This window comes from Flagellimonas algicida (assembly GCF_049629585.1).
In the GTDB taxonomy this organism is placed as follows: Bacteria; Bacteroidota; Bacteroidia; order Flavobacteriales; family Flavobacteriaceae; genus Flagellimonas.
On the sequence record NZ_JBMYIX010000002.1, the window covers coordinates 99,187 to 123,370 of the forward strand.

General features: G+C 42.8%; 23 protein-coding genes. 15 read left to right on the forward strand and 8 right to left on the reverse strand.

The genetic code is table 11. The annotated features are described in order from the left end of the window. Positions 1 to 471: a CBS domain-containing protein gene (locus tag ACPD8L_RS09240; RefSeq protein WP_116216946.1), complete on the reverse strand. Its 471-nt coding sequence runs from the start codon at positions 469 to 471 to the stop codon at positions 1 to 3. 121 nt (positions 472 to 592) lie between these two features. Here ACPD8L_RS09240 and ACPD8L_RS09245 point away from each other — a divergent pair, with 121 nt between their 5' ends. From ACPD8L_RS09245 to ACPD8L_RS09255, 3 genes are all read left to right on the forward strand, one after another. After that, positions 593 to 2,872, forward strand: a complete 2,280-nt coding sequence (locus ACPD8L_RS09245; RefSeq protein WP_423943069.1) for a M28 family peptidase — start codon at positions 593 to 595, stop codon at positions 2,870 to 2,872. Further along, positions 2,865 to 3,674, forward strand: coding sequence for an SDR family oxidoreductase (locus ACPD8L_RS09250; protein ID WP_293303435.1), 810 nt, complete (start codon positions 2,865 to 2,867; stop codon positions 3,672 to 3,674). The genes ACPD8L_RS09245 and ACPD8L_RS09250 overlap by 8 nt, the downstream gene beginning before the upstream one ends. 73 nt (positions 3,675 to 3,747) lie before the next feature. Next, entirely contained in the window at positions 3,748 to 4,443 is a 696-nt protein-coding gene (locus tag ACPD8L_RS09255) for a tetratricopeptide repeat protein (protein WP_116216943.1), read from the forward strand. 7 nt (positions 4,444 to 4,450) lie between these two features. On the opposite strand, the gene ACPD8L_RS09260 is transcribed toward ACPD8L_RS09255, so the two are convergent. Then, positions 4,451 to 4,945, reverse strand: a complete 495-nt coding sequence (locus ACPD8L_RS09260; protein ID WP_423943072.1) for a nuclear transport factor 2 family protein — start codon at positions 4,943 to 4,945, stop codon at positions 4,451 to 4,453. After that, a complete protein-coding gene (locus ACPD8L_RS09265) occupies positions 4,935 to 5,414 on the reverse strand; it encodes a hypothetical protein (RefSeq protein WP_423943074.1) in 480 nt (159 codons plus the stop codon). Before ACPD8L_RS09265 ends, ACPD8L_RS09260 begins: the two co-directional genes overlap by 11 nt. 82 nt (positions 5,415 to 5,496) lie before the next feature. Here ACPD8L_RS09265 and ACPD8L_RS09270 point away from each other — a divergent pair, with 82 nt between their 5' ends. Beyond that, positions 5,497 to 6,441 (forward strand): NAD-dependent epimerase/dehydratase family protein, encoded by a 945-nt coding sequence (locus tag ACPD8L_RS09270; RefSeq protein WP_421810604.1) that lies wholly within the window; start codon positions 5,497 to 5,499, stop codon positions 6,439 to 6,441. Positions 6,442 to 6,443: 2 nt separating this feature from the next. On the opposite strand, the gene ACPD8L_RS09275 is transcribed toward ACPD8L_RS09270, so the two are convergent. The 3 genes from ACPD8L_RS09275 to ACPD8L_RS09285 form a co-directional block, all read right to left on the reverse strand. Further along, the gene (locus tag ACPD8L_RS09275) at positions 6,444 to 6,770 is read right to left on the reverse strand and encodes a hypothetical protein (RefSeq protein ID WP_421810603.1); all 327 of its coding nucleotides are present in this window, start codon (positions 6,768 to 6,770) and stop codon (positions 6,444 to 6,446) included. A gap of 73 nt (positions 6,771 to 6,843) precedes the next feature. Beyond that, positions 6,844 to 7,272, reverse strand: a complete 429-nt coding sequence (gene moaC / locus ACPD8L_RS09280) for a cyclic pyranopterin monophosphate synthase MoaC (RefSeq protein ID WP_116216939.1) — start codon at positions 7,270 to 7,272, stop codon at positions 6,844 to 6,846. A 3-nt stretch (positions 7,273 to 7,275) separates the two neighbouring features. Beyond that, entirely contained in the window at positions 7,276 to 7,716 is a 441-nt protein-coding gene (locus tag ACPD8L_RS09285) for a molybdenum cofactor biosynthesis protein MoaE (RefSeq protein ID WP_423943076.1), read from the reverse strand. A 144-nt stretch (positions 7,717 to 7,860) separates the two neighbouring features. Between ACPD8L_RS09285 and ACPD8L_RS09290 the strand changes: the two genes are divergently transcribed. The 5 genes from ACPD8L_RS09290 (at position 7,861) to ACPD8L_RS09310 (ending at position 13,381) form a co-directional block, all read left to right on the forward strand. Beyond that, a complete protein-coding gene (locus ACPD8L_RS09290) occupies positions 7,861 to 10,557 on the forward strand; it encodes a glycoside hydrolase family 3 C-terminal domain-containing protein (protein WP_423943077.1) in 2,697 nt (898 codons plus the stop codon). A 51-nt stretch (positions 10,558 to 10,608) separates the two neighbouring features. Beyond that, positions 10,609 to 10,833 carry a helix-turn-helix domain-containing protein gene (locus tag ACPD8L_RS09295; RefSeq protein WP_423943078.1) on the forward strand — a complete coding sequence of 75 codons (225 nt, stop codon included), beginning with the start codon at positions 10,609 to 10,611 and terminating at the stop codon, positions 10,831 to 10,833. A gap of 88 nt (positions 10,834 to 10,921) precedes the next feature. Then, positions 10,922 to 12,460, forward strand: coding sequence for a sulfatase family protein (locus tag ACPD8L_RS09300; protein ID WP_423943080.1), 1,539 nt, complete (start codon positions 10,922 to 10,924; stop codon positions 12,458 to 12,460). Between the two features lie 131 nt (positions 12,461 to 12,591). Continuing rightward, on the forward strand, positions 12,592 to 12,825 hold the full coding sequence (locus tag ACPD8L_RS09305; RefSeq protein WP_423943081.1) for a hypothetical protein: 234 nt from the start codon (positions 12,592 to 12,594) through the stop codon (positions 12,823 to 12,825). A 193-nt stretch (positions 12,826 to 13,018) separates the two neighbouring features. Next, positions 13,019 to 13,381: a hypothetical protein gene (locus ACPD8L_RS09310; protein ID WP_421810598.1), complete on the forward strand. Its 363-nt coding sequence runs from the start codon at positions 13,019 to 13,021 to the stop codon at positions 13,379 to 13,381. Positions 13,382 to 13,596: 215 nt separating this feature from the next. On the opposite strand, the gene ACPD8L_RS09315 is transcribed toward ACPD8L_RS09310, so the two are convergent. Next, positions 13,597 to 13,818 carry a hypothetical protein gene (locus tag ACPD8L_RS09315; RefSeq protein ID WP_421810597.1) on the reverse strand — a complete coding sequence of 74 codons (222 nt, stop codon included), beginning with the start codon at positions 13,816 to 13,818 and terminating at the stop codon, positions 13,597 to 13,599. 128 nt (positions 13,819 to 13,946) lie between these two features. On the opposite strand from ACPD8L_RS09315, the gene ACPD8L_RS09320 reads away from it, so the two are divergent. After that, on the forward strand, positions 13,947 to 14,375 hold the full coding sequence (locus ACPD8L_RS09320; RefSeq protein WP_116216935.1) for a DUF6326 family protein: 429 nt from the start codon (positions 13,947 to 13,949) through the stop codon (positions 14,373 to 14,375). Between the two features lie 231 nt (positions 14,376 to 14,606). Here ACPD8L_RS09320 and ACPD8L_RS09325 read toward each other — a convergent pair whose 3' ends face one another. After that, positions 14,607 to 15,593, reverse strand: coding sequence for a helix-turn-helix domain-containing protein (locus tag ACPD8L_RS09325; RefSeq protein ID WP_293303447.1), 987 nt, complete (start codon positions 15,591 to 15,593; stop codon positions 14,607 to 14,609). A gap of 124 nt (positions 15,594 to 15,717) precedes the next feature. Here ACPD8L_RS09325 and ACPD8L_RS09330 point away from each other — a divergent pair, with 124 nt between their 5' ends. The 5 genes from ACPD8L_RS09330 to ACPD8L_RS09350 all read left to right on the forward strand — a co-directional run bounded on the left by ACPD8L_RS09330 (position 15,718) and on the right by ACPD8L_RS09350 (position 24,070). Next, a complete protein-coding gene (locus ACPD8L_RS09330) occupies positions 15,718 to 18,132 on the forward strand; it encodes a TonB-dependent receptor (RefSeq protein ID WP_423943084.1) in 2,415 nt (804 codons plus the stop codon). Positions 18,133 to 18,151: 19 nt separating this feature from the next. Then, positions 18,152 to 19,606: a hypothetical protein gene (locus ACPD8L_RS09335; protein WP_423943085.1), complete on the forward strand. Its 1,455-nt coding sequence runs from the start codon at positions 18,152 to 18,154 to the stop codon at positions 19,604 to 19,606. 249 nt (positions 19,607 to 19,855) lie between these two features. Next, positions 19,856 to 21,364: an ankyrin repeat domain-containing protein gene (locus tag ACPD8L_RS09340; RefSeq protein WP_423943087.1), complete on the forward strand. Its 1,509-nt coding sequence runs from the start codon at positions 19,856 to 19,858 to the stop codon at positions 21,362 to 21,364. A 7-nt stretch (positions 21,365 to 21,371) separates the two neighbouring features. Further along, positions 21,372 to 21,869, forward strand: coding sequence for a DUF2271 domain-containing protein (locus tag ACPD8L_RS09345; RefSeq protein WP_293303451.1), 498 nt, complete (start codon positions 21,372 to 21,374; stop codon positions 21,867 to 21,869). A 5-nt stretch (positions 21,870 to 21,874) separates the two neighbouring features. Beyond that, positions 21,875 to 24,070 carry a PepSY domain-containing protein gene (locus ACPD8L_RS09350; RefSeq protein ID WP_423943088.1) on the forward strand — a complete coding sequence of 732 codons (2,196 nt, stop codon included), beginning with the start codon at positions 21,875 to 21,877 and terminating at the stop codon, positions 24,068 to 24,070. Positions 24,071 to 24,184: the final 114 nt, after the last annotated feature.

The following is a 24,184-nucleotide window of genomic DNA, read 5'->3' on the forward strand; positions in this document are numbered from 1 at the left end:
TTACTTCCAGTTCTGGGCATTGAGCTTTAGAGCGGCCACCACAATATCCTTTCGGCTGATCTGTCCAACGAGGATATCCTTTTTCATCACAGGCAATCTTCTCCGGTTATGGCGGTCAAAGATTCCGGCAGCATCAAAAATACTCATGTCATGGGGAATGGTCTCTACCTCTTTGGTCATGTACCGTTCCACACTTTTATCCAAAATGGGTTGGTTAAAGTAACGGCTTTCCGAAATCTGCTTCATGCAGTCGGCCTCGGAAATGATTCCCACTAAAAATCCGTTATTGTCCAAGACCGGTCCTCCGGAAATGTGATATTTGGCAAAGGCTTCCATGACTTCCAAAATGGACTGTTCCGGGGAAAACGTAATCAACTTTTTCGTCATATAGTCCTCTACCAAGATAGGTGCATCGTATTTTTTCTTGGACTCCTCCTTAGATCGTATGCCTTGAAAACTCTTGATTGCCATAGGGTTGAAATTTAAGGTTGAATATTAAATATAGCTTTTTTTAGCGAATAACATAACTTTTTTAGTTCAAATGTGAGAACCTTTCATATTTTTCTATTTTTATGCCATAACAATTCAAACCATGAAGCTCTCCCGAACGCTTGCCCTTTTAGTACTCTTAATATCAGTATATTGGAGCTACAAGGCTTTGATGCCTTCCTACCATCCCGATGTTGAGGCACCCTCACAGTCCTTTTCCACGGACAGGGCCTTGGCGCATGTCAAGAATCTATCCCTGGAGCCCCATGCCGTTGGGTTTCCCGGTCATACTCGCGCTAGAAACTATATCATTGCCGAACTCAAGAAAATGGGATTGGAAACCTCAACCCAAGAAGGTTATACGGCCGGCGATTGGGGAAACTTGAGCAAGGCCACCAATGTCTTGGCCCGGATAAAAGGAACAACGGAGGGAAAAGCACTTTTGCTCCTCTCCCATTACGACAGCAACCCGCACTCCTCATATGGTGCCAGTGATGCCGCTAGTGGCGTGGCCACCATTCTGGAGGGTGTACATGCTTTTCTGGCCGAAAACCAGACGCCAAAAAACGACATCATCATCTTGATCACGGATGCGGAGGAACTGGGCCTTAATGGTGCTGATCTTTTTGTAAACAAACATCCCTGGGCAAAAGATGTGGGCTTGGTACTCAATTTTGAGGCACGTGGTAGTGGAGGCCCCAGCTATATGCTCATAGAGACCAATCGAGGCAATGGCACCCTGATCAAGGAATTTACCATGGCCCATCCCAAATATCCGGTGGCCAACTCCTTGGCCTACAGCATCTATAAAATGTTGCCCAATGATACCGATTTGACCGTTTTTAGGGAAGATGGGGATATTGAAGGCTTTAATTTTGCCTTTATCGATGATCACTTTGATTATCACACCGCGTTGGATACCTATGAAAGGCTGGATAAAAAAACCTTGGCCCATCAAGGCAGTTACCTAATGCCTTTATTGAACCATTTCAGTGAAGCCGATCTGGGGAACCTTAAAAGCTTAGACGACTACATCTACTTTAACCTTCCTTTTTTTAATCTGGTTTCTTATCCCTTCGATTGGATTTGGCCTATGTTCGGGCTGGCCTTGTTGGCATTTGTGATACTATTGGCATTGGGCTTTAAAAAGAAAAAGTTACAGCCCAAAGCTATTTTAAAAGGGTTTCTCCCTCTTTTGTTCGCTTTGGTCGTCAATGGGGCATTGGGCTATTTTTGCTGGAGCATTATCACATGGTGGTATCCCGGTTTCAAGGATATGCTCCACGGATTCACCTACAATGGGCATCTGTACATTCTGGTGTATGTTATGATGGCTCTGTCGGTTTGTTTCTGGATCTACCATAAATTCCGCAAAACCAGTACGCCCAACCTTTTGGTCGCTCCCATTGTAATATGGTTGATCATTTGTGGATTGGTTGCCCAATACTTACCTGGGGCAAGTTTCTTTGTTGTGCCTCTATTTGGATTATTGGCTGCTTTTATGGTTACCCTCAACCAAGAGGAACCCAATCCTTTTTTGTTGGTTTTCTTGGCCTTGCCCGCAATTTTTATCCATGCCCCCTTTATTAAAATGTTTCCTGTGGGTCTGGGATTGAGGATGATGGTCGCCGCAACGGTATTCACAACCCTACTGTTTGTTCTGGTCTTACCATTTTTCGGTCAGTTAAAGACCAAGGACCGTTTGGCCTATCTATTCCTATTCCTGTTCTTTGTTTTTGGCATATCGTCCCATATCAACTCAAATTTCAATTCAAAAAGACCCAAACCCAGTAGCTTACTGTATGTTTATAATGCCGATACGGATGTTGCCTCTTGGGCCACATATGACAATAGGTTGATTGAATGGAATGGCCAGTTTTTGGGAAGTGAAAAGCGCAAACCGACGGCTAAGGAACACGAAACGCTCGCCAGCAAATACCGAACAGAGCTTACCCAAATTGCTGATGCTCCCAAAAAAAATGTTGCACTTCCGCGGATTGATACCGTAAAGGACACCATTATTGGTGAAAACCGGGTGCTTGAAATTTGCATCACGCCAAAACGCGACGTCAACCGTTTGGATGTGTATACCAACTCCATCCCCCTGACCGATGTACAGGTAAATCGGATTCCGTTGACCTCCCATTTTTTGGAAAACCGGGGCAATCGATTGATCACACACTATATCACCAACAATGATTTTACCGAAATAGAGATGCAATTTCCAAAAGACTCGGTGTTGGAACTATCCTTTTACGAAGCTTCCAACGACCTGTTGACCCATCCCGATTTCAGTGTTCCAAAAAGACCTGATACCAGCATCCCAATGCCCTTTGTGCTGAACGATGCCATATTGACTATCAAAACATTGCGATTTGACTGATAACATAGGCGTTTTAGGCTGTGGTTGGTTGGGATTTCCCTTAGCACAGCGATTGGTGAAAAACTCCCATATAGTTCATGGTTCCACCACATCAAAAGATAAATTGGTGCTGCTTCAGGAAGAGGGAATACGCCCATTTAGGATTACGCTATCGGAAACAGAGCTTCAGGGCGATATAGCAGGTTTTTTGTCAAACATAAATATTTTGATCATTAACGTACCTCCAAGGCTGCGTGGCAAAAATGCAGAAAGCTTTGTGGAGAAAATGAAGTTGGTGCACACCGAAATCAAAAAGAGTGATGTTGCAAAGCTTATTTTTATCAGTAGCACATCCGTATACGGAACTGTTGAAGGGGAAGTCACCGAACAGACCCCTCCACAACCCAATACGGAGTCGGGCAAGCAATTGTTGGTCTGCGAACAACGCTTTATGGATGACCCGGATCTCCAGACCACCGTCATTAGATTTGGCGGCCTTATCGGACCCGATCGCCATCCCGTTACCATGCTTTCCAATAAACAGCACCTTTCTAATGGACAGGACCCTATCAATCTGATCCATCTGGAGGATTGCATCCACATGATAACCACCATCATCCAAAATCAATATTGGGGCGAGATCTTTAATGGCGTATATCCGTTGCACCCGAAAAAAATGGATTACTATGCGGATGAAGCGAAGAAGAGAGGGATTCCTCCTCCCAACTATCTTGACAACCCTCCCAAACATGAGGGTAAAGTAGTCCTAAGCACTAATTTTTTGGACAAATCCCATAGGTTCACCACGTCCATCTTCACCTAATTGTCTTATGACATTTTCTTAACAGCTTTGTTCCGATAATTTTTTTAGTTTTGGCGCACTAATTTGAAGATCAATGAAAAAGACTTTACTTCTATTGCTAATGTTTATCGGTTTTGGTGCCATGGGCCAGACCAAGAATGAACTTTTGGAGCACTACCAAGCGTATTACAACGAAATGCGCTTGCAGGGCGATGTTGTGGGCGTTATTGGAGCACTGACCCACTTGAACGTACTTGCCCCCTCCCAAGAAAGAAGGGACACCTTGTCCTTCATCTATATGAACAATGGACAGCACCTACAAGCACTGAATACCATTGGCATAGAAAAGAACGATTCTGATTCTGACTTGGCCATACAGGTAAAGGCCGTTTCACTAAAGGCCTTGAACCAACCCAAAAGAGCATTGGAACAGTTTGAGGCGCTATTTAAGAGAGATCCATCTCCCTATTTGGCCTATGAATTGGCCGATCTTAAGATCCAGACAGGGGATACGGCCGGAGCAGGCACTAATATAGAATATGGGATTGCCAATGCCCAGGACGATATGAAATATGCTTTCTACGAAAGACAGCAGCCCTATGAGGTTCCCTTAAAAGCTGCTTTTTATCATTTAAAGGGCCTTTTGACCTTTAATTTGGACCAAAATAATATCGATGCGGCCATTGCTGCCATGGATGAGGCTTTGAAGCTTGAGCCAAATTTCAATTTGGCCAGTTTAAGCAAGCAGGCCTTGGAGTCCCGAAAAGAAAAGCCCGAAGGCCAAGAGTAAATGATTACTATTGCTTCTTAAGCTCAAGAAGCAACTGATTGTCCTTTTTTTCCTTCATCTCGATCAATTCATCCACATTTTCGTTGGGAACGGCAATCGAAAGTACATAATGGGCAATCTTCCATTGCCCATTTTCTTTTTTAAGCACCCCGGAACCCCGGCACAGTTTCATCTGGGTATCCAACAATTCATCAAACCACGCGAAATCCTTGGTTGAATTAAGGTAGATATTTCGCTGTACCGCAGTAAAACTCCATGCTTTTCCGCGATCAAAATAAGGTTTGGAAAAGGCTTTGAATTCCTCATTTTGCCAATTTTCGGTGGCGTCTGTCCCAATGAACACTGCATCACGGGTCATTTTTCCAAAATAGGCATCAAAATCGGCATTGGAAGCTGCCATATGCCATGCATCCAATACTTTTCCAATCTTTTCCTTTTCCGTAGTTTGGGCCGTTGCGGCCAACGCCACAAAAACCAACAGATAACAAACTTTATTCTTCATCCAATATTAGATTTTTGTCCAACTGACTGTTCACAATGATGTTCAATTGCTTGCGTAGGGCATTATAGGCTTCCATCATTTCTATGGTAGATTCCGTGGTTTCCTGATTTTCCAGAATCTTGGATTTTACCTTGTACAAATAGGTCCTAAGTACCTGTTGCCTGCTTTTCACCTGAAAGGCATTGAACAGTTCCGGATAGGTCCCCCCTGCCATAATTTTCTCCTTCTCGATAAGGTCGTCAATGGCCAAGCTGAGATCTTCATTGTTGGTTGCCCGGTACAACACATCAATGCTTGCCGTCAATGCCTTAAATTCATCCCAAGTTTCCGCAATAGTGGTCGCTTTGGGGTTCAAGGTCAACTTGGTCGGCAGTTTTTGGTAGTTGAAAACAAGTACCTCACTTTCCGGCTCCTCTGTAACTGCTTCGGTTTTTTTACAGCTCCATAAGACCGTAAAAACTATGGACATCCATAACAATTTTCGCATAAGCGAATGTACAAATTTTAATAAAGGCTATCTTTACCCCTGAACGTAATTAACTTCAAATTAAATGCAAAAGCCCATTCTCATTTTAGGTGCTTGTGGACAAATCGGAACAGAACTTACCATGGAACTCAGGAACAAATATGGTAGGGAAAGTGTCATAGCCAGTGATATCCGGGAAGGCAACAATAGCTTGATGGAATCAGGGCCTTTTGAACTTTTGGACGCCACAAACTACGAAGCCATAGAAAACGTGGTAATGCACTATGAAATAGATGAGGTGTATTTGATGGCCGCCATGTTGAGTGCCACGGCAGAGAAATTCCCGATGCGGGCCTGGAACCTCAACATGGGCTCCCTGTTTAATATCTTGAACTTGGCCCGCGAAGGCAAGATCTCCAAGATTTTTTGGCCCTCAAGCATTGCTGTTTTTGGGCCCAACACCCCAAAGGACGATACCCCGCAGAGCACCATTATGGAACCCAGCACGGTTTACGGCATAAGCAAACAGTCCGGGGAACGTTGGTGCGAATATTATTTTAAAAAATTTGGGGTGGATGTACGTAGCGTGCGCTACCCAGGGCTGATCAGTTGGAAGACCATGCCCGGTGGGGGCACCACGGACTATGCCGTGGAGATTTACCATGATGCCTTAAAAAAGGGAGCTTATCAAAGTTTTCTGGATAAAGAGACTAGACTTCCCATGATGTATATGGACGATGCCATCCGGGCCACCATCAGTTTAATGGAAAGTCCTGCCGAAAACCTCACCATACGATCTTCCTATAATTTGGGCAGTATGAGCTTCACCCCCAATGAAGTGGCTAAAAGCATCCAAAAACACATTCCGGATTTCACCATAAGCTATGCTCCTGATTTTAGGCAGCAAATAGCAGATTCGTGGCCTAGCAGCATTGACGATACACCAGCGCGAAAAGACTGGGGCTGGCAACCTGGTTTTGATTTGGACCAAACCACGGTTGAAATGTTGGAAAACCTAAAACAGGGGTAAAATTATTCTTCCTCTTCGGAATCGGAAAAATCATCGTCATCATCCGGGAGTTTGTCCATTTCCCTGGCATCCAGATCTGAGGTATCATCATTATCGTCGTCATCGTCATCAAAGTTGGCCATGGTATGCTCCAATTTGGAGCTTATCTTCACCAAATATTTGGTGTCGTCCGTGGACACCTCAACGGCTTCGATCAACTCACCTTTTAAATTCCGAAAATTGATCACATCGTTATCTCCATAGCCATCGGGGTATTTTTCCACCAAAAGTTTCAATACTTCCGGAGTCAATTTTTTAAAATCGACAATTACGCGCTTGAGGTTGTTCATGGTGTTTGGCTTATCATCTAATCCACCTAAAATTAGAATAAAAGTGTTTGGTTGGGAAAAAAAATTGAAAAAATCACAACTTATCAATATCTGACTTGCCGCCTGTCTTTTTCAATAATTTTATGTGGTGGATTTCCACATTTTTGTCAATGGGCTTCAACATATCATACATGGTAAGGGCCACTACACTGGCGCCATGCATGGCCTCTACCTCCACCCCGGTTTTATAGAAGGTCTTTACAGTGATGATGATCTTGATCTCCAGTCCATCCATTTCATATTCAATACCGCAATACTCCACAGGGAGAGGATGACAATCGGGAAGCAGGTCTGAAGTTTTTTTCACCCCTAAAAAACCGGCAGCTTTGCTCATGGAAAGCACATCGCCCTTGGGGACCGTTCCGTTTTTGATGGCCTCGATCGTGGCCATATTCCCGACTTTTACTACCGCCTGCGCCACGGCAGTTCTATGGGTGGATTGTTTTTGGGTTATATCGACCATGGGCTATGTATTGACTTTCCATTGATAGGAATCATCCTCAAACAGTTCCTTTCCGAATACAGGGACCTGGGCCTTGATTTCCTCGACCACATACTCCAATGCTTCAAAGGCAACTCGCCTGTGGGGAGAGGAAACAAACACAAAAAGGCAAATTTCACCTGCATTTACCTTACCCTTGCTATGGTAAATATGCATGCAGGTAATTTCAAACTTTGAAAAAGTCCTCTCCCTAATTTCATGGAACTTCTGATTGGCCATATCCTCATAAGCAGAGTAATCAATGGCCGAAACAATTTTTCCATCGATCTCATCGGCACGTACTTGTCCCAGAAAAATATCATGTGCCCCAATCTGGGTCTTGGATTGGTGTTTTGCTATGGATTGGGCGATAAACTCTGGGGAAATGGCCCCATCCACAAATACATTCTTGACTTTGGTCTCCATACGGTGGAAGTTTGCACTAAGGTAAGGAAGAAATAAGAAAGGGCCATGAACAAACACCTTCAACCCATTCCCAGAAAATACCCTACATTTATGACCAAAGAAGCAGTCTATGACTTCTCTTCTAAACTAAACCAAACCCTTTAAATGAAAACAACAATGCTCCCCTGCAAAACCCTGTGCATGGCCATGGTGGTTTTATCCGTTCTCCTCCTTTCGTGCCAAAAAGAAGACCAATTGGATTACAAAAATCCAGATTTGCCCATAGAAGAAAGGGTGGACGACCTATTGCCCAGGATGACCTTGGAAGAAAAATTCTGGCAGTTGTTCATGATTCCCGGAGATCTATCCGATGGCAAGGAACGCTACAAGCATGGCATTTTTGGGTTTCAGGTGGCCACCAAGGGAAAATCGGGAAATGAGGCAGAGCAATTGTTGGATTATTCTGGTGGAGGAACTGCAGAACAGACCGCTGTTTTGATCAATGAAATCCAAAAATACTTTGTGGAGGAAACCCGATTGGGCATTCCCATCATTGCTTTTGATGAAGCGCTGCATGGTTTGGTTCGGGAAGGTGCCACGGCATTTCCCCAATCCATTGCATTGGCGGCTACTTGGGACACCCTCCTAGTAGCCGATGTGGGTAAGGCCATTACCCTGGAAACCAAAACCAGGGGGATTCGACAAATCCTGTCCCCTGTTCTCAATATTGCTCGTGATGTTCGTTGGGGAAGAACAGAGGAAACCTATGGCGAGGACCCTTTCCTGACCACACAGATGGGAGTCTCTTTTATTTCACAATTTGAAAAGGCCGGTGTGCTTACCACCCCCAAGCATTTTGTGGCCAATGTGGGTGATGGTGGACGCGATAGTTACCCCATTCATTTTAATGAAAGGCTGATGGAGGAGATTTACTTTCCTGCTTTTAAGGCCAGTTTCCAAAAGGCCAATGCCTGGTCCGTGATGACTTCTTACAATTCCTTTGATGGACGACAGTGTACCGCCAACGACTGGTTGCTCAACCAAAAACTAAAAAAAGAATGGGGCTTTGATGGTTTTGTGATTTCCGATGCCGGGGCCACAGGTGGGGCCAATGTGCTTCATTTTACTGCTAAGGATTATGCAGAATCCACCCAACAGGCCATAGAAGATGGATTGGATGTAATTTTTCAGACCTCTTATGACCACTACACCCTTTTTTACGAAGCCTTTGAAAAAGGAATGATCAATGAAGCTTCCATAGATGAGGCCGTGAGAAGGGTGCTTCGGGCCAAGTTTAAATTGGGACTGTTTGAAAACCCGTATATAGACCCCGAAGATGCCAGCAAATGGAACGGCACAAAAGCGAATCGGGAGTTGGCCAAGAAAGCTTCCTTGGAATCCATGGTCCTGTTAAAAAATGATAATCAGACCCTACCCCTTTCCAAAACCGTTAAATCTGTGGCCATCATCGGTACGGATGCCGAAGAAGCAAGACTAGGGGGCTACTCCGGTCCCGGAAACAAACCCGTTAGCATTTTGGAAGGCCTCAAGACCAAGTTGGGTAAAAGCGTGGCAATCAACTATGCGGCTGGACCTGGCAGGGAATCCACCAATTATGTGACCATCCCCAGAGAACAATTGTACCATTACGAAGGTGGGGAGCAAAAGGCTGGTTTGCAGGCAGAATATTTCAACAACATTACCCTTGAAGGCGAACCTGCACTTACTCGGATTGACCCGGTGATTGATTTTAGATGGACCTTATTTTCCCCCGATCAGGAGAAAATCAATTATGATTTCTATTCCGCCCGATGGACGGGAAAACTCAAAGCCCCGGAGACGGGTACCTTTAAAATTGGTATCAAGGGCAACGATGGGTATCGCGTATACATCAATGGCGAACTGGTGGTGGACAATTGGACCAAGCAAACTGTCAGGACCATTACCCAAGACTATCGCTTTGAAAAAGGAAAGGAATATGACCTCAAGGTTGAATTTTTTGAGACCGTGGGCAATGTGTGGTTCAAACTGTTGTGGGATCTTGGTGTTGAAAATGATTGGAAACAACAAATCCAACAAGCCGTGGCCACTGCCCAAAAAAGCGATGTGGCCATTGTTACCGTGGGTATCGAGGAAGGAGAGTTCAGGGACAGGGCCTATCTATCCCTTCCCGGTCATCAGGAAGAATTGATCCAAAGCGTCGCCAAGACCGGAAAACCCATGGTGGTGGTTTTGGTGGGTGGCAGCGCTATCACCATGGACCGTTGGATTGATGATGTCCCTTCCATTCTGGATGTATGGTATCCCGGGGACGCCGGGGGCGATGCCATTGCCGATGTGCTTTTTGGTGACTACAATCCCGCTGGAAGACTGCCCATTACCTTTCCGGTACATGAAGCGCAGCTGCCGCTGTATTACAACCATAAACCCACTGGAAGGGGTGATGACTATATCAACCTGACCGGAAAACCACTTTTCCCATTTGGATATGGTCTAAGCTATACCACCTTTTCCTATGAGGACATACAAATTGATGCCCCGAGTATTTCCAAGGACCAAACCACAACCGTCCGGTTTAAGGTCACCAATACGGGAGAGTTGGATGGTGACGAGGTGGTACAACTCTATCTCAGGGACATTTTGGCCTCCGTGGCCCGTCCGATCATGGAGTTGAAAGGGTTTCAACGCGTTCATTTGAAAAAAGGGGAAACCAAGGAGCTGTCCTTTGAAATAACCCCAGAAATGTTGACCATGTTAAACGAAGGTATGGACCGCGTGGTGGAACCGGGTGATTTTAGAATAATGATCGGTAGTTCTTCCAATGACATTAGGCTAAGGGCCATATTGACTGTGGAACCATAACATGATCAAGGAATTGGAATCCCAATATTGTTACAAATATGGATTTGTAAAATGGAAGAAAGCAAAGAGCAATTGCTTGTGAATCTAGCAAAAAGGGTCAAAGAGTTAAGAGGAATCAAAGGAGTTACGCAAGAAGAAGCCCTACATGATACAGGAATTCAATTTTCAAGAATTGAACAAGGAAAACGGGACATTCAACTTTTAACACTAAAAAAGCTCTGTCAGTATTTTGAAATATCCTTAGGTGATTTTTTCAATGCTTCTTTTGACGATTGACACAATTCCGAAATTGTCCATAGGCTTCCCTAAAAATTGCACTCTTTTCCTTAGATTGCAGTTCCATCAACCCAACAAAACCACTATAATGCACATTGCCAGAACCGCATTTTTCGCACTGACCGTATTGTTTTTTGCCTGTAAAACCGAAAAAAAAGAGCAGATCGAGCCACAGGAACAAACATCCCTGCCCAATATCGTGATCATCTATGCCGATGATTTGGGTTATGGAGAGCTGGGAGCGTATGGGGCCACCGAACTGCAAACGCCCAATCTAGACAACTTGGCCAACAATGGGATGCGGTTTACAAACGGGTATGCCACTTCGGCCACCTGTACGCCCAGCCGATATGCCCTTTTGACGGGTTCCTATCCATGGCGGAACAAAAGCGCCAAGATATTGCCGGGCACCGCCCCCTTGATCATTGATACGGCTCAAACCACACTTCCCAAGGTATTGAAACAACAAGGATACACCACGGGAATTGTTGGAAAATGGCATTTGGGCCTTGGCACCGGACATGTGGATTGGAACCAGACCATTAGTCCCGGACCCAACGAGGTAGGCTTTGACCATAGTTACATCATGGCAGCTACCCAAGATCGCGTGCCAACGGTCTATATTGAAAATGGGAAAGTGGACAATCTTGACCCCAATGACCCTATCCAAATTGATTACCAAAAAAACTTCCCGGGGGAACCCACAGGCAAGGACAACCCAGAGTTGTTGAAAATGAAATGGCACCACGGGCATGACAACAGCATCGTGAACGGTATTTCCCGAATCGGGTTCATGAAGGGCGGCGAAGCTGCCAAATGGGTGGATGAGGGTATGGCCGATACTTTTTTGGCCGAAGCCCAACACTTTGTAAAAGAGAAGAAAGATCAGCCCTTTTTCCTGTATTATGCACTTCAACAGCCCCATGTACCCAGAACCCCACATCCGCGTTTTGTGGGATCTAGTGGTATGGGTCCCCGAGGGGATGTAATCGTGGAGGCCGATTGGTGTGTGGGCGAGTTTGTAAAGACCTTGGAAGAAGAAGGTTTGCTGGAGAATACCTTGATTGTATTTTCAAGTGACAATGGCCCAGTGGTCAACGATGGATATTATGACGATTCCGTTGAGAAGTTGGGCAACCATAAACCTGCAGGCCCATTGCGGGGTGGAAAATATAGCCTGTTCGAAGCAGGTACCCGTGTACCCTTTATCACCTACTGGAAAGGAAAGATTACCCCAGGCACTTCGGATGCAATGGTAAGTCAAGTAGACCTTCTGGCTTCAATTGCGGCATTGGTGAACAGTGATGCCACGACCCAGGACAGTCAAAATTTGCTGGATGTATTGATGGGGAACAGCACCAACGGTCGGGATGAACTCATCATAGAGGCCTCTACACGAACAGCGTTCCGTAAAGGGGATTGGGCCATGATCCCGCCTTATGATGGGCCTGCCATGATCAAAACCGTTAACATTGAGATAGGCAATGATCCGGAATATCAATTGTACAACCTTAAAGAAGACTTGGGCCAGCAGAACAACTTGGCCAAAAGCCATCCCGAGAAATTGGCCGAGATGAAAGCGGCTTATGAGAAAGTAGTAGGCTCAAAATTAAAAACCGTACACTAATAATTCGAAAGGTTTTCGGTTGAAATATAGTGATGATGAAATTGCCAACTTAATCAGTCAAGGAAAAAACTAGGTTTGGATGATGATTTCATAGAGAGCTTATCTTTATAGGCGCAAGAGAATCTAAGCCATTGAATGCTAAACAGTTAATTGAACAGATAGATAACTATGTTAACAGAGTGCTTAAAAGAGGTTATCCTTTTAAGTTTAAAAGTTTAGGAGAATTTAATGAGTTTAGTAGAGAAGTTAAAGAAGGGCTCGCAAAAATCGGAGTTTCCATTGATGACGTTCGTATTCAAGGTTCAGCACTTAGAAGCAAAGATGCAAAAGATGTTGATTTGGCTGCAATTATTACAAATGCTTGATTTTAATAAGTTTTTGGTAAATAGATTTAGTAATAGAATAACTAAGAACAAAGTAAAGATTAATCTAGCAGGAAAAACTGAACAAGAACTCATAGATATAGCCAATGATTATGAAGCTAATCCTGCAGCATACAATAACCAATGTAGTAGTTTTAATTTAAAACCATTTATGAAATTATAAATTTTACTCGATATGATAATGCTATATAGTAGAATATTAAAGATAAGTCTTGAAGAAACTAATCATATTATTCAGGAGATATTTCCAGAAAATATACCATCAATCATTGAAAATGGAAAAGTTTATTTATCCGATGGAGAAATATTCTCTAGCTCTGCAGAAAAAGAAAAAGAAGGGTTAATATTATTTAATGCAGAATATAATGGGAAATTAAATGATTTTGAAAAAATTTTAAACCATTTTCTATCTAAATTGAATGAAACAAAAGCAATCTATGATATAGAATGGGAGGTTGAAATAAAAGGAAAATATGAGTCAAAGTTTATTAGACATCCCCTTTTTGCAACAAGTATTTCCGCCCTTACTGGTGTTTAAGTATAGCACCAACAACAAACAAATTTTACTGCCGTTGTAGGTGTTTAAACGAAGTACCACCTACAACACCCGCTCTCGCTAGACTTCAAGTGAGCACTATCCAAAGCCCACACACACTAGGCTCCAGCCTAGTGAGCACTATCCAAAAACTTCTAGCCTGTCCTCGCTCTTGCCTAAGAAAGCCCCCAGCCTCTTACCCCTACCTCCCACTCAATTTAAGGCATCTCCTCCTCCGCTGCCTCATTATCCTCCTCCTCAGAAGGAGCCTTAGAGGTAGTAGAAGCAAACAAAACATAATCATTATACTTTGCAGGGTCTTTAGCAAATACTACTTTGCCAATTTTTGCCAAATCTGCCAAAAGCGTATAAAACACATTCCCCTTCTGTACTCTTAATTGTGCCTGAATATCCCTTTCTCGTTTCTTTGCCTCTTGCACATCAATCGCATCATCTAAAGCCTCTGCATCCTCCTGTAACGTATCCAGAATTTCTTGCGTATTTATTCTCTCTAAGGTTGTGTAACAAATTGATAACTAAAGCGTCATATTGAAAACACATTCATAAAATGAGCTCCACCAACACTTCTCCCTTAAAGGATTTCAATATTAATATTAAAATCAAGCTTGCAGCATTGTGGGCGTCGGTTACCTTTTGTTATTTATACGGAGACTATTTTGAATTATATACCCCGGGTAAAGTGGAAAGTTTAATTAGCGGCAATAATGTTTTGAACACTCCTACCATATTATTTGTCGCTTCACTGGTAATGGCCATCCCTCCTTTGATGATTGTTTTTTCCTTACTACTAAAACCTTCTTTAAACAAATGGCTGAACATTATTTTTGGGCTTTTCTTCACTATAATAATGCTACTAATCGCTATAGGCTCCTTAACCCCTTGGTATACTTTTTATGTGTTTTTGGCTGTAGTGGAAGCCATTCTTACATCCATTATAGTATGGAAGTCGTTTAAATGGCCGAGAAATGTGGAATAAGCGCTTTAAATGTTACATCCCTCCAATATTCAACTAAGTAGCCACAGCAAGAATTGAGCTATTTTTCCGGACTCCCAGTTTTATTGGAGTTCCCACTTTTGGGTTTCAAAATGTTGACGATTTGTGAACTTTTGTTATTGATTTATCTTTCGTCATTTCAAAAAATACACAACTCTTTATAAATCAATGAGGCTCATCTGAAGTGGTACCTTTCACTAAAAAAATAAGAAATCACCTTTTAAGTTCACTTGGCAAATACCCCATGGTCCGTTTAAAGGCATTGGTAAAATGTTGTGGGTTGCCATAGCCTACTTCATATGCAGCTTGGGCTATCGTCAAGTATTTGTTCACAATCAGATCACTCGCTGTTTCCATTCGAAGTTTGGTAATATATTTAAAAATGGTGGTGCCATATACGCGTTTGAAATCCCGCTTCAACTTTGAACTATTGAACCCTGCCACCGCTGTAAGTTCCGGGATGCTCAATGTCTTGTTCAAATTGGTTTCAATATAACGCTCCACAATATGCAAACTGTCCAAATCAGATTGGGGCAAATCAATCGTTGAATCCGTGTTATTTTTACCATTCGCATCGAGCAAAAGATCCAACAAATTGGTGGTGATCTTCGATTGCAAATAGGTCTTCTTTAATTGACCACTGAATGGACAGGCAATAATTTGTTCAATTGCACGGCCCAATTCCGGTGTTATTGGTCTCGGTTGTTTCCAAAACACAAATGGTTTTCCTTGTTCAATTGCACTATCAATCCTTCCCAAAATCTGTCCATACTTTTTACCTACCAACTTTTCAATCAAACCCGAGGTAAAAAATATCTCCAAAGTTCGTCTTGGAGTTCCTGTATATTGGAGAAGACCATTGGTTGATGGCAGATAGAACATGTTATATTGAAAATCCTTTACCTTTAATAAAGGTGTTTGTCTTTCAAAGGGAGTATAGGCATAGCTCCCCGTGATTTCAAAGTGCAGGGCAAACATGGAAAAATCATTGGAAACCTCAATGTGATAACCATTTGGAGCAATAATGTTCTTATGTACCATGAAAATCCCATCCAATTGGGTTTCATGGATTGTTCCCGAAACACCCTTCGAATTGATTTCAATCCGATTCTCAATCAATTCACTGGTAAAAAAATCTTTAGAGTATTTCTTCTGATAAATACTGTTCTCGAACAAATCACTTTTTAAGACAGACTGCATTTCTTCCATTTGCGTACTTAAAACTTCCTTTTGCGGTATTACCGAATCTACTCCTGCTCTAGATTTGCAAATCTAACTTATTTAGAATAAATCTTAATAAAGATAACGATTATTAATTACAAGAATGGGCAAACACTTTTTAACCATCTTCTTCTTTATTGCCTTACTGTCACACGCGCAGAGCACCAAAAACAGTGCTATTTTCGGTAAAATAACTTCTGAGGATGGCAGCCCGTTGGCATACGCCACGGTACTCATCAAAGGGACAGAGATCGGCTCTTTGACCGACGAACAGGGTAGGTTTGAAATCAACGTGCCCTATGGTAAGCATACCGTTTCTGTATCTTTCATTGGGTATGGGAATGCTTCAAAAACCATTCAGACAAGTCCGGAAAACCGCAGGATAAAGCTCGATTTTACGCTGAGTGAAAATACTGAAACCCTAGATGAGGTAACGGTAAGTGGAAAATCCAACAAAACTGCTTTGGAAACCAAAGGCTTTGCGGTAAACGCCATAGAAACCAAGGAAGCCGGACTTAGAAGCATACAAACCAACGAATTGTTGAATACCACGGTTGGCGTTAAAATACGTCAAAATGGCGGTCTGGGTTCAAGCGTGCAATACAGTTTAAATGGCCTTTCTGGCCGATCGGTCAGCATTTTTATTGATGGAATTCCAATTTCCGTATACGGTTCCTCCTACAACTTAAACAGCATCCCTCCTTCAATGATCAAGAATATTGAGGTCTATAAAGGGGTGGTACCCGGGCATTTATCCAGCGATGCCGTAGGTGGCGCCATTAACATTGAGCTTCATGATGGGGCCAAAAATAACCTAAACACCTCTGTTTCCTATGGGTCTTTCAACACTTTGCAAACGAATTTGAATGGTGCCTATAGATTAGAAAAATCAGGATTTACCATAAAAGCCTCGGCGTTTCACAACTATTCGGACAACGATTATAAAATTTCAGGAAGAACCATAGTGGATATTGCCCCAAACGGAGTACAAACACCTATTGTGGCCAGAAGGTTTCATGATGCCTATCGCTCTTCGGGTGGTACAGTGCAAGTTGGATATACCAATGTTGGTTGGGCCGATCAATTTTTGGTGGGCATTACAGCATCCGATGAATACAATGAAGTGCAGCATGGTACTTTCGTGACCATATCACCCTATAAGGGCCGATTTTTAGAGTCCGATGCCTTTCTTGGAAACCTAACATACCAAAAAGAGAATCTTTTTATAAAAAACCTAGACCTAACTGTCAATGGGGTATATGGCAAGCGTAATCGCATTATTAACGATACCGTTGCCCATGCCTATACTTGGGCAGGAGAGCGATTGGTTGGATTTGATGGTGAGTACCTTGATTATATCTGGGGGTCCCAAAATGAAAATGGTCCAACACTGGCCAAAATTCTCCGCAACGTAGCTTCGGTACGGTCGGGTCTTTCTTATGCCATAAACAACAACCACAGAATTTTATTGAATCACGTTTATAGCGGTATTGACAGAGAAGATACTGATGAAATGGTATCACTGTTGGAAAACACCTTCCAACAAAGCAGTGACATATATAAGAATATCTTTTCCGTTAGTTATGAGCTGAACGCATTTGATGATAAATTTAAATTAAACGCCTTTGGGAAACATTATTTACAAAAAGTACTGAACACCAAACCCGTGTTCAATGAAGACAATACCGAAGTAATTGATGAGGTTTACGAAAGCAACAAAGATTACACAGGGTATGGGTTTGCCTCCTCCTATATTGTTATTCCAGAAATTACCTTGTTGTTATCCGCTGAAAAAGCCATTCGCCTACCTAGTGAAAATGAAGTTTTTGGTGATGCCGGGGATAACTTGCTTCCCAACCTGACCATTCAACCTGAAACCAGTGACAATTTGAATATTGGTTTTCGTCTTGGCAAATTTTACATTAAAAAACATGGGCTTACCCTGTCCACCAACTTCTTTGCCCGTAATATTGAAAACAGGATAGGACTACCTGCAAATGCCGATGGACTTAGGGAAAGTGACGAGTTTGTACAATATACCAACTTAGCGAACACGGCAGAATCCAAAGGAATTGAGGCAGAGTTCAACTACACCTACGACAATAACCTAGGGTTCAATTTTAATATGACCCGGATGAGCTTGACCACGGTAAACTCAGGCGTAGAAAGCGATGTTCCCAACGTACCCTTGTTTACCATGAATGCAGGTTTACGGTATACCCTTAACAACTTCATTCAAACAAATTCCCGGATCAATCTATTTTATAACGCCTACTATACCGACGAATTTGCCTTCAAGTTCGCCGCAGGGAGAAACACATCAGGCGAAGAGGAATTTCTGATTCCCGAGCAAATTTCCCATGATTTTGGGCTCAGCTATACATTCCCCAAAAAGAATTTCATCCTAAGCTTCGATGTCAAGAACATTTTTGACCAAGCCGTGTATGATAATTTATCGGTACAAAAATCAGGCAGGGCTTTTTATCTAAAACTAAACTACATAGTAAACAATTTTTAATCGTAATAAATCAACTCATATGAAACGTACCTTTTTAAATTTTAGAACTTTAGCTGTCATTTTGCTGGTGTTTGGTTTGATGACCGCATGTAGCAGTGATGACAATGGCGGTGAAAACCCTTCGGTTGTTGACACCGATGGCGACGGTATTGCAGATACAAATGACGAATGCCCTTCGGAGGCAGGAACAGCAGCCAACAATGGATGTCCTAATGAAGAACCCGTAGAGGAGTCCCGATGGATTACCATTGCAGGAGCCAAAATGGGTGAAAACCCAGGAGATGGAAATGGAGGAACCCTAATATATTCCGTTACCAGTGAAGAGGCCAAAGACCCAACCGTTCAAATAGATCCATTTAACAATGGTTTTGTAGCACCCTCCAACAGAACGGCCAGATTGCAGGCTTCCGAAGATGGCAACACCATTTTTAACATTAGCTACGCTGGCGATACCGGCGGTAACTATACCAAGTACATTGTAAACGGCGGCAATGATTTTGAACAAACCGGATCGGAAATCAGTATTGCTCCTTATGTAGGATCGGCACCTAGATGGATCAAGTTGTTTGATGGGGACAAAACGGGTTCTGCCGTTTACGTATCTACCGAACACCAAGTTGATGACAACGGCACCCCGGACAATGTGGCCGATGACACTTACATTCGTACAAGCCAGACCATTGGTGTAGTAACTTTGAATTTGGTTGATTCCCAAATCAACAATTTCCAAGAACATGAGATCGGGTTGTCCGAAGAAGAAGAGGCATTGGGATACTACATTTCTAGAATTGATATGCCCACTTTAAATGCCGCTGGCGACAAATTATACATAGGTGCCCGTTTGAGCAAAATTGATCCCGAAACAATAGAAAGTGATAGTGATTATGAAATTTTAGGCTCCAAAACCATTGTATTGGATTATCCCTCTCTGTTGAACCCAACCATAATCACTTCTGGCGTAGGGCATGGTAACACCAACGGATACCGAAGCATCAACTCTTTTGAGTACGATGGTGCCGTTTACCAAGCCAACCAAGGCGATCCTGAAGGTTCCCATATTCTAAAGATCGGTACTGACAACCAGTATGATGACTCCTACGATTTCAACTTGGACGATGCTCTGGGCGTAACCGGTGCCTATGTCTTGGCCTGGAGACCTGCTGCCAACGGAAAAGCAGTTTTGGCCTACCGTCACGAGGGGTCGGCAGAAGGTGTTGCTGGTCAGCAAGGTTTCTTTGCCCTTGTTGATCTAAATGCCAGAACGGCCACCCAAATCAATGACATTCCATACGAGGCAGACTTCTACTTGTTCCAATACCAAGGGTATGCCGTTGATGGAAATGATATTTATTTAACCCAAGCCCCGGTAGGAAAGAACGGAAACATTTATGTTGTAGATACCGAAACTGGTGAAGTTACCAAGGGTGCAGAACTGGTCAATGCTACGGGAAGCCATTTTATAGGTGCCTGGTAAACCTTTCTGAAGCAATTATGTGAAATAGAATTCCGTGGGAGAAAAACAACCCACGGAATTTTAAGGTTTGAACAATTTTATAAAAAGATCCTGTTCAGTTTTGGAATGGACTTGTATTCCATTTAAACTTAGATCAAAAGCAATAACTTTGAAACCCTGATTACATAATATAGATCCATTGACATCTTTATAAGCCATAAATTTATAGAGCATGGAATTTTACATTTAAAAAATCTCATAAGAACCAAAATGAAAACAAAGACTATAAAATCCTTCCTCCTTGGTATGGTTGCCATACTTGCCGTCTCAAACACCTTGGCACAACAGGACGGTACTGATAATCCATTTATGGATAGGGACTATTGGGCCTCAAAACCCGCAATTGCCGATATTAATGGCAAAATTGCCCAAGGGTATTCAATTACCGAAGCCAATAGAGGCGGATTTGACCCTACCACCTTTGCTATTTTTGGAGGAAATCCAGTAACTACGATCGCACACCTGATCGACAATGGCAATGATGTGAACAAACGGACGCACGATTCACGCACCTATATTTTTTGGGCTGCCTCACGAGGTGATTTGGACATCATGAAGTACTTGGTTGAAAAAGGGGCCAAATTGGACGTAAAAGATTCCCATGGGTATTCCTTGACCCAATTTACCGCTGCTACTGGCCAAACCGATACAAAAATCTATGATTTTCTTATTGAAAATGGTGCGGACCTTAAAAATGAAAAAGACCACGATGGTCGCAATGTACTTTTGGTTGCAGCGCCCAGGGCAAAAAACTTGGATTTAATCGATTATTTTGTCAGCAAAGGACTAGACCTCAATGCTACCGATGACCATGGCAATGGCATATTCAACATTACTGCCCAAGGTGGAAATATTGAAGTTTTAAAAGCCTTGGTAGCCAAAGGCGTTTCAACGGAAAAAAATCCCAACACCAATGAAAATGCCATTCTTTTTGCCAGTCGTGGTGGAAGGGGAAGCAGTAATGGCATAGAGGTATTCCACTATTTGGAAAGTTTGGGGCTCAACGCCAATATTACCTCCAAAAATGGAATTACTCCGTTGCACAACCTATCGCGCTCTTCAGACAATCTAGCCCTTTACAACTACTTTATAAAAAAGGGAGTTGACCTAAATACCGTGGACAGTGAAGGCAATATCCCCTTGTTGAATGCCGCATCGCGCAACAAGTTGGAAGTGATCAAGTTTCTGGCCGAAAAAACGGATAACATCAACCATAAAAATGATGAAGGATATTCTGCATTGACTTTGGCCGTTCAGGACAATTCCGTTGAAGTTGTGGATTATTTGATCTCTAAGGGAGCCAATACAACTGTTGTGGACAAAGACGGGAACAACCTTGCCTATTACCTATTCGCGGCACGTGGCAACACCCGTGATTTTGATGATAAGGTAAAAGCATTGCGCCAAGCAGGGGTTGACTTTGCAAAGCCACAACCCGATCAAAGAACAGTATGGCATTTGGCCATGGACAAGAATGACTTGGGCTTACTTAAAAAAGTGCAAGCCTTTGGTGCGGATATCAACGCAAAGGACAAACAAGGAAACACTGTTTTACATTATGCGGCCATGAAATCCACCGACACTGACATTCTCAAATATTTAATTGCCAACGGTGCAGACACCAATGCAACCACTGAGTTCGGTGAAACCGCATACGAATTGGCCCAAGAAAATGAACTTTTGGGTAAAACCAATGTGAATTTGGATTTCCTTAATTAATCAAAATATGAAAAGAATACTGAATCGCCCTATAATTTTACTTACACTGGTTTTCGCTTTTTTTGCTGCCTCATCCTTTATGCAAGCACCAACCACGGTTTCCTATAAGTGTATGATACAGATGGCCAACTATACAGGTGAAAAAGCCTATGTGGTTGTCTCTTTGATGAATGCTGAAGGAGATTATGTTAAAACCCTGTATGTTCAAGGAGATGACCCAGAGTGGTTTCCAGACCTAAAAGATTGGTGGGGTTTTAGCCATGGTATAAATGAGAATATTGATGCCATTACAGGAGCCACTGTGGGCAATGGTGAAAGAAACATTATTTCGCTGTCCGTGGATTCATCCCAAGTTGACAGCGGCTACAAAATCCGTTTTGAGTCTGCGGTTGAAAACCAGGAGTACTATACCGTTGATGCTGAGATAGACCTCAATTCGGCCACAATCAGAAACAAAGTTGATGGAAAAGGCTATATCCGTTATATTCGGATGGTGCCAAATTAATTATTATGGCGCTTTCGGTATGGCGATATAGCCACTTGATCCTTGCTCTGGTATCATCCCTGTTTCTATTGGTTGCATCAATCACGGGGGTAATATTGGCCGTGGAACCCATATCGAACAAAGTACAGCCCTATCGCATTGCTGATGCAGATGGGCTTAGCTTGGCCCAGACACTGGAGAACCTTAATGCGAAATACGATGAGATTCTTTCCATCTCGCGTGACCGCAACGGCTTCATCAGTGTCTCGGTCATTATAGAAGGTGAGAACAAGCAATTTTACGTAGACCCTTTTACTGGGCAACAGTTAGGTTCCCTCATTGAAAAGGCACCGATTTTTCAATTCAGTACAAATCTGCACCGATCATTGTTTTTAAAATCTACAGGACGGTTCTTGATCGGTCTTGTTTCCTTCCTGCTTTTTTTAATTGTCGTTTCAGGCATTGTGCTCATCGCCAAACGCCAAGGAGGAATCCGATATTTTTTTGCCCCAGTGGTACGTGAAAATTTTTCGCAATTCAACCATGTTGTTTATTCACGTATGGCATTATTGCCCATTTTGGTATTGTCATTGACCGGGGTGTACCTGTCATTACTGCGCTTCAACCTAATTCCAGAAGAACAGATTGTCCATGAAGTGGATTATGATTCCTTACGGGAAACACCAACCATACCCATTAAAGAATTTGCGCTTTTCCAGCAGACAGCATTAGGGGAACTCCGGGAATTGGAGTACCCTTTTTCTGAGTTTGTGGAAGATTATTATACCATCCGTCTCAAGAATAGGGAGGTTTTGCTCAACCAATTTACTGGGGAGATCATCACTGAAAAGCAACAACCCCTCGTTACCACCATATCCTCGTGGTCAACAGTCTTGCATACTGGGGAAGGCAGTATCATTTGGAGCACTATTTTGGGTTTGGGCAGCCTTGCCATTCCTTTTTTAATGGTCACCGGCTTTGTTGTTTATTTTAAGCGGCCCAAAATCCGTATCAAAAATAAATTTTCCAAGAACGAATGCGACCATATCATATTGGTGGGTACAGAAGGAGGCACCACCCTATTATTTGCCCAAGAATTCCACAAACAATTACTAAAAACTGGAAAAAAAAGCTATTTGGGAATGATGAACGAATACAATGTCTTCCCAAAAATGAAACAGCTCACACTTATAACCGCAACCTATGGGCAAGGAGAAGCCCCGGCCAGTGCTTCAAGGTTTATGCAATTGGCCGAAGAACATCTGCAAAAACAGCCATTTTCCTTTTCTGTAGTTGGATTTGGCTCTACATCCTATCCTAATTTTTGTCAATTCGCCTATGAAGTATCCGAAGTCCTAAAAACCCAAACGGATTCCACGGCTTTGGGTGAAGTTTTCACCATAAACAATCAATCTTTCGAGGCTTTTTCCAACTGGACAAATCAATGGGCCAAATCCCAAGGAATTACACTTCAACTTGAAAAGCCCAGGACGTCCCTTCCCAAAAACCAGATTTCCGATTTTGTGGTGATGGACAGGGTGGATCTAACCAAAGAGGATACTTTTCTGCTCACCCTAAAAAACAAAAATGGGGCAAAGGCCGTTTCGGGCGACCTCCTATCCATAACACCAAAAGAAGATGGCCGCGAGCGTCTCTATTCCATTGGACATTTAGGGAAAGATCTATTGGCAATCAGTGTTAAAAAATATCCCAACGGGATTTGTTCCAACCTTCTGGGACAACTTGATAAAGGTCAGGTTTTGAGTGCAGCAGTAGCAAAAAACAGACATTTTCACCTACCGAAAAACACAAAAGATGTTGTGCTCATAGCAACGGGTACAGGTATTGGCCCATTTTTGGGAATGATGGCCACCAATACCCCCCAACGAAAAATGCACTTGTATTGGGGCGGTAGAACACCTGAATCATACAAGCTTTACCAACCCTATATTGATGAGGCACAGGCCAAAAAAAGGCTAAAAAGCTTCACACCTGCTTATTCCCGTGCCCAAACCCAAAAAGTCTATGTGCAACATTTGATAAAAAAAGATGGGGATAAAGTTGCCGAGATTTTAAAAAAAGGGGGAGGTGTAATGATCTGTGGATCCATTGCCATGCAACGTGAAGTGATGAACGAACTGCAAACCATTTGTAAATCTTACTTGTCAAAGGATTTGAGCTTCTATCAGAACAAAGGTCAGATCAAAATGGATTGTTATTGACCCTAATTGATTCGGAAATCAAAAAGTAGCCCCGGCGAGAATCACCGTATCTGGGTACGGCATAAACTTCGATTCCAAAGCCCCGCTTTACACACTTTGCGTGTTTGCGCGCCT